Raw genomic sequence first — 12,564 nt, 5'->3', positions numbered from 1 at the left:
AACAGGACCTACCGAGTTTTCACCTGACCGACCGTGGAGAGCGCCTGTGAGAGCATCATGTTTCGTCACAGCTACACCCCCGAAGCTGCTGCAAGTGCCGTTTCAAGAGCGGCGAGCTCGCGGACGATGAGAAAGAGAGCAAGACCACAGCCAGCAATGACCGAAGACAGAGCCACTCGACGCAGGAAGATGCAGTCTTCCATGGTGAGGGGATGGGTATGAGCGATGAAGTGGAGGTTCATGCTTCACCGCCTTTCCGGGCGTCGACTGCAGCGCAGATACGGGAAACGAGACCATGTTTGCCGAGCGTGTCATCGAAGCGCCGCCAGCGCAGGCCGTCGGGATAGACAAGGGCGTCGAAGGTCAGCTCCGAGGGCGCGAGATGGGGCGGCAGATATCCGCCATTCGGCAAGGCCGGTGCCTCCGGGCTATCGGTCTCATCAATAACGCGCGGTGCTATTCCTTTTGCCGAGAACATGCCGCCGGGGCCGAGTTTCGCAAACTCGAAGTCTTCGGGCTCGATCGCCTCATCAACGACATCCCAGATCTGGTCCAGATTGCCCCAGACAATGCCGTGCAGGTGTTTGGTTGTTGAGGATCTTACCAGGTAGACGCTCATTGCATCCTCCGTTCCGTCTCATGGTTACGGCAGATCGATTGGCGCAGTTAGTTGGCCGTTCAGTCTGTAGGAGAACGGTACAATGGGATATATCCCGCAGTCAACACAAATTAAGGGATATATCCCTCAAAGAGAATTGGACTCATTGAACTCTTGCAAGCTGGTTCACTGCAAGGGTGGGCATTTTTGTCTGAGTGATGGAGGAATCAGGCCGGGAAGGTGAAGAGGGTATGTCTTACCCTGCCGATTATGGTCAGTGGATTTGTCGGGTAGATAGTCTTGTGTTCGCGATTGGTCGACTCTGGCTCGAGCCTGTCGGGATCCTGGCGGAAGCGTTTATAAGTTGCGTCTCCGTCGTCCGTCGCGAAGACATAAAAGCCGCCGTCAATTGCTTCGCATTCATTGCGGTTCACAAAAATGATGGATCCGGGCGGAGAGTAAAGATCCATCGAATCCCCTTCGACCCGCAAGGCTATCCAGTTTCCATTTCGCAGACTGTTTTCTGGAAGCTCAATATATTCTTGTGACCTTACTGTTGCCCCATTGGGTTCCGCCAGTTTTCCGGCACTAATAAAGGAAACTACGGGCACGAGTATTTTTCGACCGGGGGAGGGTTCGCCATATGCCAGCCAACCTGCACTGCATCCCAGAATATTCGCGATACGACCAATAGTGTCCAGGCTGGGCATGTTCGCTTTTCCACGCTTCCAGTCGCGGAAAAGGTCTGGTCCAAAATCTGCACGCAAGGCGAGTTGCCGGAGGCTTATCTTCTTAGCTCTTGCCTCGGCCTGAATTCGCTCAAGTATTTTGTCGAGTGTGCTAACCATGTACGGGATTTATCCCGTAAATTGCGCATATACAAAAGCGGGACATACCCCTTGACAAAATCGGGATATGTCCCGCATTTTGTATCCATGGAAAGCATTGCTTCATTTCTTCTGCTCATAGAGCGCTTTTGCGGGACAGCCCATATTGCTGAGGCGACGTTGTCGTCTCGGCTGTTTAATGACGGCAAACGAATACCAGCGCTTCGTAACGGTAGTGATATCGGCGTGTTGAGGCTGGACCGGGCTGTCGAATGGCTTTCGGTTAATTGGCCAGCCGGGGCAGTTTGGCCCGAAGAGGTGGGGCGTCCTGCGTTCGGAACGCGGGAGGACTTTGTATGATTTCCTTTTCCCTTCGCGCGCACCGGGCAGTGATATCTTCGGCCTGTTGCTGCACGCGGCATCGGACCGGCATTTTCCTCCCGGCCGGTCGATGCGGGGTGCGCCGGAGCAGGCGACAGTCTGGTCTGCTCCGGCGCTGGTTCCTGGCTCTGGCTTTATTCGCCGGTCCGTCACCCTCGTGTCCTTTCCGGCTCCGCCCGCCCTAGGGGCACTGCCTGACTGAGCAGACCCTAAACCACGATCCATCGTCCCGCCATGGGAAACGACGCCGGGTGTTCCCCGGCGCGCATGGCTTTTTGCTGCTTTCGAAAGGGAGAGACATGGCCGAAGAGCCCTCCATCGATCCGTTCATCCTCGCCATCCGCTGCGCCCAGCGCGACCTGATCAAACGGGCAGGGGGGATTGAGCGCGTTGCCCTCATCACCAACCGCTCCACCAGTGCCGTCGGCCGCTGGAACGGCAAGCGCGATACCGACATCATGCCGATCCCGGTGGTGCGGATCCTTGAAGAGGATACCGATGCCCCGCTGGTGACGGAGGCAATGGCGGCTGCCGCGGGACGCAGGCTGACGGAAGCGGATGAACGCAGCCGGGTGGCGTTGTCGCTGATCCAGTGCATGGCGGGCGACCAGGCAAACGAAAGCGAACTGATGAGCACCATCCTCGAGGCGCTGGCCGACGGCCATGTGACGCCTGCGGAGGCGCATCTCTGCCTGCAGAAACTCTCCGACAAGGAAATCAGCGAGGACCGGCTCAAGCGCTGCCTGATCGGCGCGATTGCCGGCGGTGGTCTTTCTGTGGCCGGCGGGAGGGCCGCGCGATGAAGGGCAGCTTTCCCTTTGCCGAACCACCAACCCACCGGGTTGTGCGTGACGAGATCCGGCCCCGGACAGATGCCTGCAGGCCAGAGATCGGACTATCTCAGCCGCAGCCAGGCACAGCAAAGGTGCAGGCGGCACATGATGCACACGCTGCACACGATGCACTGAGCGAAGAGGCACTGGACGCGCTGTGCATGAAGGAGATCGAAGCGGCGACGGACTGGCGTCGTCGCTTCCGCAGCTGACCCCCGTTCCGCTCCGGTGTCCCGCCTTAAGATTTGGGCGGGCATCCCGAACGGAAAGGAGAGGTCTTGTGAAGTACTGGGACCGACAGGAAATCGAGGCGATGTCGGCAATGCGCCGGGATGGCAGGACGCTGACGGCGATTGCCGGGGCGTGGGGTGTCTCACGCATGGTCATTGCCGGTATTGCCCGCCGCAATCCGGACCTGTTTCCGGTGCGGCAGAAGATGTCCGCGGAGGAAAAGGCTGCCGCCGCCGCCGCTGCCGCTGCCGCGCGCAGATCGAAGGCCGCAAAGCTGCTGGTGAAGCGGAAGCGGAAGCCGAAGAAGCCAGCACCAGTGGCAGAAGCGCGGTTACGCAAGCTGATCCCGGTTGAGGCCTATGACACACAGCATATGCAGCTTCCCGGTCAACCGACGGTACGGTTTATCGACTGCGGCGAATTCCAGTGCCGGCTGGTGCTGACACCGGGCGGTGAGCGGCTCGGACCGGATGCCCCATGCTGCGGAAGGCCGGTGGCTGAGGGCGCCGCCTACTGCCCGGAGCATCAGAAGCTGATGTACCGGCCTTATGAGAAGCGAAAGGTGCCGGCCGGCCGCGGACAATGGGGCGGCTATGCCGGGGCTGTCACGCGGGAGACTTCCGCATGAGTGCCACAGCCGGACCGAAAGGCGCTCCCATCCGCCACTTCGAACGCACCACCGTCAGCCATGGTGCGGGGCTTGCCGGAGCGCTGCGGATTGTCTGCGGCTGCTGTGAGGCCAGTGGCTACGCGATCCTCAGCACCGCTCTTCGGCAGGATGAGCCGGACACCATCAGGGATCACTTCCGCGCCGGCGGCTGGAGGGTCGGTGCGACACCGGCTGAAGACCGGTGCCCGGCCTGCCGGCGCAGACCACCCGTCACAAACCGCATGAAAGGACAGGATATGGCAGCAGTAAAACCGCGTAAGGCAGCAATGACCACAAAGGCCTTTGCCGTCAGACCGACAGCACCGCCTGAGGCCGCCACCGCACCGCAGGCCGATCCGCCGCCGGCCATGGACCGGGAAGACCGGCGGATCATCACCGAGAAGCTGGATGATGTTTACGGAGACCGCGGCTATCAGGGATCATGGACGGATACGACGCTGGCCCGGGATCTGAATGTGCCCCGGGCATGGGTGAGTGAGGTCCGCGAGGCCTTCTTCGGCCCGGAGGGAAGCAATCCTCTGCTCGATGAATATACGGAAGCAAAGGCCGGCTTTGACCGGCTCCATGCCGGCTTCATGGCGGCGCGCAAGACCCATTGCGAAGAGCATGACCGGCTGCTGAAGCTGGCCATGGATCTCTCCGGCAAGGCCGATGAGATCGTCCGGATCGGCAGGCGGATCGAACGGGAACTCGGCTGATGTCGGATCCCTGGCTGAAGTTCTTCACGACGGACTGGCGGGCCGATCCGGCGCTCAGAATGTGCAGCATGGCAGCGCGCGGTCTGTGGATCGAGCTGATCTGCCTGATGCATGAGGCCACCCCTTACGGACATCTTCTCGTCAGCGGCCGTTGCCCGGCAGACGCGCAGATCGCCGTGCTGGCAGGCACAACGCCCGACCAGGTCACCGCATTGCTCGGCGAACTGGAAACGGCCGGTGTGTTCTCCCGCACGAAAGATGGCACGATCTACTCGCGCAAAATGGCACGCATGGCGAAGAAGGCGGCAACGGCGCGCAGGAATGGCCGCAGGGGTGGTAATCCAAGTCTTTCAAAAGACACGGATAATCAGCCGTCGGATAACCCCCGGCTTAAGGGTGGGGATAAGCCCCAGAAGCCAGAAGCCAGAAGCCAGATTAAGAATACCGTTCCTGACGGAACGGACGCAGGGGCGTCTCAGCCGGAGCGGGTCGACTACCGGGACCGGCTCTGGGGAGAGGGGGTGGCGTCACTGATGCGCCAGACCGGTCTGACCGAGGCACGCGCCCGTCCGCTGATCGGCAAATGGTGCCGCACAGCCCGTGACGACTGCCGGCTGATCTTCGAGCGGATCGTCAGGGCTGAGGCCGAGCGGATCGGGGATCCGGTTGCGTGGATTGAGCAATCGGTCCGCCGTGCCGCCCAGCCACCGCCGGGCCAATCCGCTCCGTCACGCTCCGATCATCTCCGAGAACACAACAGGCGGGTGCAGGAAACCCTCCGCAAGCGCATGAGGCAGGACAATGGCACAAGAGATGCAGACGTCATCGACATCGACAGAAGCGACTGGACGGTTGAGAGCAGCGCTTGAACCGGCAGGCGAACATCGCGCTGACCTGATGCTGGCCAGGCTGATGCAATACGGCTTCGTCGTGCCGGACAGCATCGCTGCGGAACTGGCACCGGAGCTTTATGCCGGTGTGCTCCGTGACAAGCCCGTCGGGGCGATGCGGCGTGTGTTCGAGAACCTCCGGCTCGGCCGCTATGAGCGCTTCCGCTCCTTCCTGCCAAAGCCGGCAGAACTCTCCGCCCTGATCGATGATGCCGCCCGCCATGACCGGGATATGCTCCGGATCGAACGCGAACGGCTGAGGGGTATCGAAGAACGGCGCCAGCTGTCGGTCACGATCTCGCCGGAAGAGCGGCAGCGCCGCCGGCAGAAGGCGGCAGAGGTCCGGGCGATGATGGCAGGCATTGCCGCCAGCCGGACAGTGCAAGCGGCAGGAGAGCATGATGACCAGCGCTGAGGGCGATGACCGCAGGACGGTGCGCCGGGCCTTCCTGAAGTTCTACAGGCAATGGCCGACCTTCGGCGATGACAGTGACGAGCGGGCCTTTGCCGAGTGGCAGGGGCTGTCTGTCGAAGACAGGGAGAGGGCCTCCTCGCTTCTGCCGGCCTTCCTCACCCTGTCTGCGATGGAGGGCAGGACGGTGAAGTTTGCCGCCAGCACCTATCTCAGGGGCAAACGCTGGCAGGAGGTTCCAGACGGGATGGAAGCGCCGGCGACCGGTCCTGCCATTGCTGCCACTTTCGGCAAGGCTTGGATGGCTGAACGCTTCATCCGGCTTGCAGAGCCCTGCACACCGCTGCCACCGCTGACCCGGTTCCAGGAGCATGAGATTGCATCCGGTCGGGCGGATCGTGATGCCCTCCGGCATGAGCGGATGCAGAAGATGGGCTGGCCATCGGTGAATGCGATGCACGAGCAGGCACTGCGTTATCCGGGCCGGGGTGTCCGGGTGTCTCCGGAGACCGTGCTGCTTGGCGCGGACTTTGAGCAGGTCCGGGTCGGAAGCGCTCTCTGGCGGGCATGGGAGGCTGAGCACAGGGGACGGGGTTATCCGTGGCTGCCGGGCACGGGCAGGGCGGAATGGGTCTACTTCCCGCCGCTGAACGCGGCAACGCCAGAGGCAGCGCTCAACGGCTTCTTCGGCAGGCTTCAGCGGATCGGGCAGAGCGGGGTGGCGGCACAATGAGGATGGCAGCAATGATGACGGCAGCGGCAACGATCAGGACGACGGGCAGCATTGAAGCGGAACTGGGTGAGCGCAGCCTGCGCAGGCTGGAGCGGGATGAGGCGGCCCGGCAGATCCGGCGGGACGAGCAGGGGGCGCTTGCTGCAGACACGGCGAGCGATACGGCATGCTGGTATGTGGCCGCAGTTCATCCGGGACACGAGCAGGAGACGGAAGCTGCCCTGACGGCAATCGGAGCTGAGGCGCTGGTGCCGATGCGGCGGGGCAAGCGACGCAAGCGGCGTGGCAGGATCTTACCGCCGCAGGACGAAGTGCTGATGACGGGCTATGTCCTTGTCCGCTTTGTCAGCACGGCAAAGGCTTTGAGGGGATTGCTCAGGCAGGAACATGTCACGGCAATCCTCGGCGGGTGGGAGACGCCCTATGCCATATCTGCCGATGCGATCTCGGCGCTGATGCGCAAGGCTGACAACGGTGCCTTTGACTATGAGCGGCTAAGTGATGTGCAGGTTGCTGCAGGCGAGCAGGTCACAGTCGAAGAGGGGATCTTTGCCGGGCAGGTGGGGACGGTGGTGACAGCCAATATGACAGGCAAGGGCGATGTCGTCATCGAGGTGGATCTGTTCGGACGGATGACGCCGATGGTCGTGCCGCTTGCTGTGATCAGCAAGGTCTGAGGCGGCCAGCTGCAGACGGCTGGCCTCAACAGCCAGCGACGACAATTGCGAAGAGCGGGTCGCTTTGGTGATCCGCCCTGTCTCACCCCGAAAGCCGCCTCACAGGAAAACCGCGGGTCCTTCCCCGGGCCGGTGGCCATGCGGGTATTTGGCACCGCGCGGTCTGCCCAGTCTGAGGCTAAATTCAAAGCCTAAAGTCAGGGCTAAAGTTTAGCGCAGGCTAAAGTCAGTCGGACAGGCCGAAGGCGGGAAGGGGGCCGGAACCGGTCTGGCGGCTTTTGGCTTCCAAGATGGCGGTAGCGGGCGTTCTCCATGCACGTTTAGGAGCGAGATGAAACTGCTCAAAAAGTCACAGAACCAGCGGCACTTAGACAGGGTTAACCTTCCGCCGATTCGTTGTTTTTAAACTGTGGGTGACGGAGTTGTCCAAGTTGTAGGGCGCCGCTGGCCTCGCTATCTTTAGTATAAAATGAGGGTGTTATGACTGACGACGATTTTTACGCATCGCTGAACGACGATAACGAGATTGCTTTCACTCAGGTCGTCGAAATGTTGGACTCCAAGCTGAGAGAAAACATAGCATCCCTCGATGACCGTGATGATCCTAGGTATTTTCAGCAGGACTACATGAATAAAGTTGTCGCAGCCGCTGGGGCGCTGGAGGTTGACGAGATAGCCAATTTCGATGTGCCCCCAATACAGCACGATTTCTCCGGAGCTTACGACGAATTCTCTCTCGCGTTGCAGCGCTTTGTTATGAAGGTTTCACTTCGAAAAGTTCGAACGGGGAAGGTCTATTCGGTGGAACTGTCAGCGGCCGATAAAGAGCGTGTCCATGGGTATGTCAAGAAAATCCGAAACATACTTGAGGGCGCAGACCTGGACGAAAGAAAGAGGAACTCTCTTTACGCAAAGCTGAATGCGTTCGACGCTGATGTTGACAGGGCACGGACACCGTTCAACAACGCTATGCTCATGGCACTTGACGTCGCGTATGTCGCGAAGGCTTATGGTGAAGCCCTAAACCCGCTCAGCGACCTTGTTAAGCGAATTAATGACCTTTTGGCATCTGCGAAGAGCAAGGAGCCGGAGGCGGCTCAGTTGCCGCCTCCGGAGCAAAAGAAGAAACTCCCTCCACCGCCCAAACAGATCGAAGGACCAAAACTCTCACGAGACCTTGATGACGATATCCCGTTTTGAGCATAGTTCATCCCCGCATCGTCTAATGGAGTCTTTAGGCTTACAGCGGTCGGGCGCCTTGCCAGTTCGTGCCGCAGTTCAGCTTCACTAAACAGACCATTTGTCGCGCGTAGGAGGAAAAATCCTACACTTCCAGCGGTCGTAGCGCTGCGCTAAAGTTCAAGGATGATTAACACGTTTCAGAGCCAGACAACCGATAGCGGCAAGGATCTTTACGATCTTCTTTGGGATATTGCCTACGTCATTCCTGTTGAGGATGGCGACCCATATGAGGCCAGCCTTTTGCAAGGTTTTGCCCGCAGCCTGATGGACAATGCCGGCATCATCCATCTCATAAACACATTGCCAAGCGACATTTGGGAGTTGACGCCGGAGGGGCAAAAAATCCGGCTCCCACGGAGAATGTCTGGCCAAGCTCCAGTGATATGGCGTGGCCAGTCACCGCGAGCGCTAAAGAGCATGATTACGCCTCCGGTCGTTCCGTTCTTGGTCCTCTTTCTCGGACGTGAGCATAACATCGAGACGTATCGCGATTGGATAGACGCTCACTCATTTCCTCTTACGGTCGTCGCCGAAAAAGGGGGCACTATAACATACGAAGAGTTCAGTCTAGAAAAGCTCAAGGAAGCATTCCTTAACATCTGCGATGCCTTGAAAGGACAGGTTAAACCCGATGCTCTGGAGATCGCTCGGACGCATCTTGGAAATTGGCGCGAACCGGAAGAACGCGATCTTGGATACAAAGTCGGTGGCCATAACGCAATAGCCCCCAATCTGTCTGCGCTTTACGCGGCGGGATATCACAACACAATCGACGGTAGATTTACCCAAATTGACGAAGGGATCGCTCCTTACGTCGAACTAATCGTTCAAACCACACGTTCAGTTCTGATGGAAAGGGAGCGCATCGGCGAACGAGCTGCCAATAAATATTTCCGTCGACCACCAAGTGTTAACTTGTTTGCCCCCGCTGTATACCCGCATTTTCATGAAGCAAACTTAACTAATGCGCCGTTGTTAACAGAAGAAAAGAGACGTTTTCTTGCTGTGAGACGTGTTTTTCAACGTCAGGATGGCTATGGCCTTGAAGCCAGTACACAGGCCCAAGCGAAGGCTATACTCGGGGCAGAGGACGGCGAAGAAACCAGACTACATCCGCTCATTTCTGAGCGCGCCGCCGAGCTAAGACTTGCGACAGAATGCGTAAGTACTCTATCTGCTTCGGAAGTGTCGGCTGTCATCAGGCTGCCGAATTCAGTCAACCGAACATCTGGTCAGGTCCGGCAATTTGCTCAACACTACCACGCAAAGCGGACCACAGACAAGAAGAGGCTGGACGCGTTCAAAAAGGCCCAGAGCGCAATCACGGCGTCTGTGCCAACAGAATTTTTCGAGTTTGTCGAAGAGGCCGAAGATGGAATCCGCCTGATTGCGGATGCCCACCTTGAATGGATGAATGTTCGCGGGCTTCCACTCTGCGTCCAGAAAGATATCTCAAGAATCCCCGTCACGCCTGGAAATCTCTTCATCGAGCAAGTCTTGCCGAAAGAAAACCTACACCTGACGACATCGGATTTTGAAGAAATCTTGATATTGAGCGCGCTTAGGAATGACGACCCCATAAGCATGTATTTTGATAAAGCATTTGCTATCTTCGAGCCTCATTTCGCGGATAAAGTTTGTGTCCGGACAGAGCGAATTCGGAACGAGGAAGACTTGGTTGCTGCACTGAACTCCTACAATGGCTCTTTAGTCATCTTTGATGGACACGGCGGGCATGCGAAAGGCAAACCTGCCGAGCTTCAACTTTTAGAAGAGAGTATCGATATCTGGCAGTTGCAACGTAAGCGGCTTCGGGTCCCACCGATTGTAATTCTTAGTGCTTGCGATACGCATGCAGCCGACCGAAACCACGCCTCGACGGCCAATGGGTTCCTCGCGATTGGTGCGCGCACGGTTCTGGGCTCCGTTTTTCCCATCGATGCGCGGGATGCGGCGTCCTTTATTGCCAGATTACTCTATCGCGTTGCTGAATTTGTTCCGGCATCCCACAAAGTGTTCAATCAATCTTTGACCTGGATGGAGATCATGGGCGGTATGATCCGGATGCAATTGCTGACTGACTTTTGCCGACGACTGAAAAGTAAGGGTCTGATTGACCAAGAAACCTATAGAGCTGTTCATCTAGCAGGTAACTTGGCTATTAATGGTGGCGACCAGTGGCCGTACGAAACGGTCGTCGCGGAATTGTCCGATCGTGGTATTGATGAGAAGCGGGCGTGGCACGAGTTGCGCTCGGCGATCGCTAATTCGACTGCGATTAGTTATCTACAGATGGGGTGTCCCGAAACCATTATCGTTCATCCAGACGACGGCTTCAGGGATGAGGCACGGGCTGAGACAGACACAAATCAATAGTACAAGCGCGGACCAAGTCCGCTCCCGTAGAGGGCTTAAGGTGCAGCGAACTACCGCTATTCGCCCTCAACGAAAGTTCGCACGTCGCGCAACGAATGGCAGCTTTTAGGATCGGGCCGAGAGCCGCTGACCGACCAAAACGGCGGCGCAATGCAGAAAGGCTGCAACAGGGCAGACTGCTGACTGGCAGGTTTGCCTTACATATTAGCGAAGCGGACACTAGTGCACACAATACGCGCCGATGCTTTTCGGATGTAACACGGAACATGTATAGCTCAGACCGTTGTTCGGCCAAGCAGAGAGATCAGGCCTCTACCAGCTTCAGGCGTAGCCTTACGCTCCTCCTAACCTCCGCGTAGCATAGTCCCGAAATTCTTCCGTTTTTCTCCGATTCTTTGGTACCAGAAGCCGCCTCACTCTTCCATTGATTTACGCCAACCGCCGATCGTCTCCTTCAAGCCCTATCTATCGAGGCTGACCCCGCTGATGCAGCAGCAATGAGCTGCGTGTGCCTGACTAACTTTTTGCGGCATCGTTGGGTGAGAAATTCGCTATCGCCCCGGCGAATATTTTTCGCCTCTTAAGCTCATCCTTTTTCTTTTTGTCATCTTCGAGAATGATGATGATCGACTGCTTCATGGCGTCGAACCAGGACAAGCAAGTCTTGTCGTCGAGCGCGTGCACACCAACGCTCAGGATCGAGTAAATCTTCCTGTTATCCACTAGAAATTCCGGCAGATGTTCTTTCATAAGGTTTATCTTGTCTTCCATCCGTGCTGCGTGAAATTGAGCATCTTGCCAGCCTTCTTCATCTTTAGACTCCTCAAAGCGCCTCTCGATCAGGCGCTCGAAGACTCGACGTAAGTAGACGAATGAACCTACACCTACTCCATGGGCAGCAAGACCGATGGCTTTGTGAAATTCTTGTGCGTCCAGCCTTTCCATATCTTTCCGATAGATCGCGACTTCATCATTGGCGATGTCTGCCAAGGAAGGGTACTGGCCAATCTTTTGGACGACCAATTCTTCAATACGGAAGAAGTAGTAGATACAGTGAAATCTGTTACGGCTGCAAAGCACGGCCATTCTATCGTTTGAAACACGGTAGGCGATCTTGTTGCGAGCGTCGCCGAGGGGTATCTGCTGGAAGCTAACACTAAATGTTGTTTGACGGTTGCAGTAGGGGCAATGCCCGTCAATTTTTATCTCGTGTTCGTGCGTCTGTTTACTCCAACCATAAAGTTGCGAGTGGCCAAACTCTTCATTCAGACTGTAGGGAGCGTAAAGAGGGACCTCAAAGAGGAAATGTTCAAGGCTTTTCAGCGACGGAATTTCTTTGGTCATTTGTTGCTTCCTGCCGTTCTCTAAATGATCACCATCTTTTATCTCTCGGTTCTATCACCGGGATCAAGGGAGGCCACAAGCGTTTCACCAAGATAATGTGAAAGTCTACGAGTTATGAGAAGTATTGCGGAGCGGTACTCCGCAAGTGTTTATTCAAGACTTTCTGATAGGGTGCAGGAAAAAGATGAGATCGGCGGTGGGACGGAACATCATTCAATTGATTGACACGCCAGTGGTTGCAAAGTCCCTTCTTGCCTGGCGCCACGGTCAGCTTTAGGTCACAGCAAACGACTGCTTACGGGGGTTCCGCCCAAGATCGCGAACGTCCGATATTGGGGCGCCTTCCGGACCGGCAGAAATGGGGCCGTGAACGGACTGGCAGGTTTTGGCGTGTTTCGAGGGAATATCTGCCCTTGGGGAAGTGTCGGCCACTCGGATTGGGCTCTGCCCCGCTTTAGTTTTTCATGGTCAAGCAGCAGAAGTGGTGCCGAAAACCACTTGAGAGCACGTGCCGGCTTGCTCAAAAAGACCGAGCCACTTCAATTTATGTCTTGTCGCGAAGCAGAATTGACCTTTGTCGTGAAATGGCAGGGCAAGTTCGCATTTTTCCAATAGAGACAAAAGTGAGCGGGGTTTCGCGACGCTTTTTAGT

Annotated in this window: 15 protein-coding genes; 10 read left to right on the top strand and 5 right to left on the bottom strand. The window is 57.2% G+C overall.

What is annotated here, in order from left to right; all coding sequences use genetic code 11:
- Positions 1 to 71: 71 nt before the first annotated feature.
- From HCK86_RS20120 to HCK86_RS20110, 3 genes are all read right to left on the bottom strand, one after another.
- Positions 72 to 242: a hypothetical protein gene (locus tag HCK86_RS20120; RefSeq protein ID WP_176086284.1), complete on the bottom strand. Its 171-nt coding sequence runs from the start codon at positions 240 to 242 to the stop codon at positions 72 to 74.
- Positions 239 to 619, bottom strand: a complete 381-nt coding sequence (locus HCK86_RS20115; RefSeq protein WP_176086283.1) for a hypothetical protein — start codon at positions 617 to 619, stop codon at positions 239 to 241. The genes HCK86_RS20120 and HCK86_RS20115 overlap by 4 nt, the downstream gene beginning before the upstream one ends.
- A gap of 206 nt (positions 620 to 825) precedes the next feature.
- Positions 826 to 1,446, bottom strand: a complete 621-nt coding sequence (locus HCK86_RS20110) for an XRE family transcriptional regulator (RefSeq protein ID WP_176086282.1) — start codon at positions 1,444 to 1,446, stop codon at positions 826 to 828.
- A gap of 659 nt (positions 1,447 to 2,105) precedes the next feature.
- On the opposite strand from HCK86_RS20110, the gene HCK86_RS20105 reads away from it, so the two are divergent.
- The 10 genes from HCK86_RS20105 (at position 2,106) to HCK86_RS20060 (ending at position 10,568) form a co-directional block, all read left to right on the top strand.
- Positions 2,106 to 2,609 (top strand): hypothetical protein, encoded by a 504-nt coding sequence (locus HCK86_RS20105; RefSeq protein WP_176086281.1) that lies wholly within the window; start codon positions 2,106 to 2,108, stop codon positions 2,607 to 2,609.
- Positions 2,606 to 2,851, top strand: a complete 246-nt coding sequence (locus HCK86_RS20100) for a hypothetical protein (protein ID WP_176086280.1) — start codon at positions 2,606 to 2,608, stop codon at positions 2,849 to 2,851. Before HCK86_RS20105 ends, HCK86_RS20100 begins: the two co-directional genes overlap by 4 nt.
- A gap of 68 nt (positions 2,852 to 2,919) precedes the next feature.
- A complete protein-coding gene (locus HCK86_RS20095; RefSeq protein WP_176086279.1) occupies positions 2,920 to 3,498 on the top strand; it encodes a GcrA family cell cycle regulator in 579 nt (192 codons plus the stop codon).
- A complete protein-coding gene (locus HCK86_RS20090) occupies positions 3,495 to 4,238 on the top strand; it encodes a hypothetical protein (protein ID WP_176086278.1) in 744 nt (247 codons plus the stop codon). The genes HCK86_RS20095 and HCK86_RS20090 overlap by 4 nt, the downstream gene beginning before the upstream one ends.
- Positions 4,238 to 5,107: a hypothetical protein gene (locus tag HCK86_RS20085; RefSeq protein ID WP_176086277.1), complete on the top strand. Its 870-nt coding sequence runs from the start codon at positions 4,238 to 4,240 to the stop codon at positions 5,105 to 5,107. The genes HCK86_RS20090 and HCK86_RS20085 overlap by 1 nt, the downstream gene beginning before the upstream one ends.
- Entirely contained in the window at positions 5,091 to 5,543 is a 453-nt protein-coding gene (locus HCK86_RS20080) for a hypothetical protein (RefSeq protein ID WP_176086276.1), read from the top strand. Before HCK86_RS20085 ends, HCK86_RS20080 begins: the two co-directional genes overlap by 17 nt.
- The gene (locus tag HCK86_RS20075) at positions 5,530 to 6,273 is read left to right on the top strand and encodes a hypothetical protein (RefSeq protein WP_176086275.1); all 744 of its coding nucleotides are present in this window, start codon (positions 5,530 to 5,532) and stop codon (positions 6,271 to 6,273) included. The genes HCK86_RS20080 and HCK86_RS20075 overlap by 14 nt, the downstream gene beginning before the upstream one ends.
- A gap of 11 nt (positions 6,274 to 6,284) precedes the next feature.
- Positions 6,285 to 6,950: a transcription termination/antitermination NusG family protein gene (locus HCK86_RS20070; RefSeq protein ID WP_176086274.1), complete on the top strand. Its 666-nt coding sequence runs from the start codon at positions 6,285 to 6,287 to the stop codon at positions 6,948 to 6,950.
- A gap of 480 nt (positions 6,951 to 7,430) precedes the next feature.
- Complete coding sequence (locus HCK86_RS20065; protein WP_176086273.1) at positions 7,431 to 8,150, top strand: hypothetical protein; 720 nt, start codon at positions 7,431 to 7,433, stop codon at positions 8,148 to 8,150.
- A 165-nt stretch (positions 8,151 to 8,315) separates the two neighbouring features.
- On the top strand, positions 8,316 to 10,568 hold the full coding sequence (locus HCK86_RS20060; RefSeq protein WP_176086272.1) for a CHAT domain-containing protein: 2,253 nt from the start codon (positions 8,316 to 8,318) through the stop codon (positions 10,566 to 10,568).
- A 516-nt stretch (positions 10,569 to 11,084) separates the two neighbouring features.
- Here the strand turns inward: HCK86_RS20060 and HCK86_RS20055 are convergent.
- Positions 11,085 to 11,912 (bottom strand): hypothetical protein, encoded by an 828-nt coding sequence (locus tag HCK86_RS20055; RefSeq protein ID WP_176086271.1) that lies wholly within the window; start codon positions 11,910 to 11,912, stop codon positions 11,085 to 11,087.
- A gap of 468 nt (positions 11,913 to 12,380) precedes the next feature.
- The coding region (locus tag HCK86_RS23975) for a hypothetical protein (RefSeq protein ID WP_210259981.1) at positions 12,381 to 12,564 on the bottom strand (184 nt) is incomplete at its 5' end.

The organism is Martelella sp. HB161492, assembly GCF_013184775.1.
Lineage (GTDB): Bacteria > Pseudomonadota > Alphaproteobacteria > Rhizobiales > Rhizobiaceae > Martelella.
Note: the sequence above shows the minus strand (reverse complement) of the source record. Positions and strands in the feature narration are given on the sequence as shown.

What these genes read in the sequence shown, in the direction of transcription:
- HCK86_RS20105 (WP_176086281.1), top strand. Translation starts at nt 2,106, where the DNA reads ATGGCCGAAGAGCCCTCCATCGATCCGTTCATCCTCGCCATCCGCTGC.
- HCK86_RS20120 (WP_176086284.1), bottom strand. Translation starts at nt 242, where the DNA reads ATGAACCTCCACTTCATCGCTCATACCCATCCCCTCACCATGGAAGAC.
- HCK86_RS20065 (WP_176086273.1), top strand. Translation starts at nt 7,431, where the DNA reads ATGACTGACGACGATTTTTACGCATCGCTGAACGACGATAACGAGATT.
- HCK86_RS20070 (WP_176086274.1), top strand. Translation starts at nt 6,285, where the DNA reads ATGATGACGGCAGCGGCAACGATCAGGACGACGGGCAGCATTGAAGCG.
- HCK86_RS20090 (WP_176086278.1), top strand. Translation starts at nt 3,495, where the DNA reads ATGAGTGCCACAGCCGGACCGAAAGGCGCTCCCATCCGCCACTTCGAA.
- HCK86_RS20060 (WP_176086272.1), top strand. Translation starts at nt 8,316, where the DNA reads ATGATTAACACGTTTCAGAGCCAGACAACCGATAGCGGCAAGGATCTT.
- HCK86_RS20055 (WP_176086271.1), bottom strand. Translation starts at nt 11,912, where the DNA reads ATGACCAAAGAAATTCCGTCGCTGAAAAGCCTTGAACATTTCCTCTTT.
- HCK86_RS20110 (WP_176086282.1), bottom strand. Translation starts at nt 1,446, where the DNA reads ATGGTTAGCACACTCGACAAAATACTTGAGCGAATTCAGGCCGAGGCA.
- HCK86_RS20075 (WP_176086275.1), top strand. Translation starts at nt 5,530, where the DNA reads ATGACCAGCGCTGAGGGCGATGACCGCAGGACGGTGCGCCGGGCCTTC.
- HCK86_RS20100 (WP_176086280.1), top strand. Translation starts at nt 2,606, where the DNA reads ATGAAGGGCAGCTTTCCCTTTGCCGAACCACCAACCCACCGGGTTGTG.
- HCK86_RS20085 (WP_176086277.1), top strand. Translation starts at nt 4,238, where the DNA reads ATGTCGGATCCCTGGCTGAAGTTCTTCACGACGGACTGGCGGGCCGAT.
- HCK86_RS20115 (WP_176086283.1), bottom strand. Translation starts at nt 619, where the DNA reads ATGAGCGTCTACCTGGTAAGATCCTCAACAACCAAACACCTGCACGGC.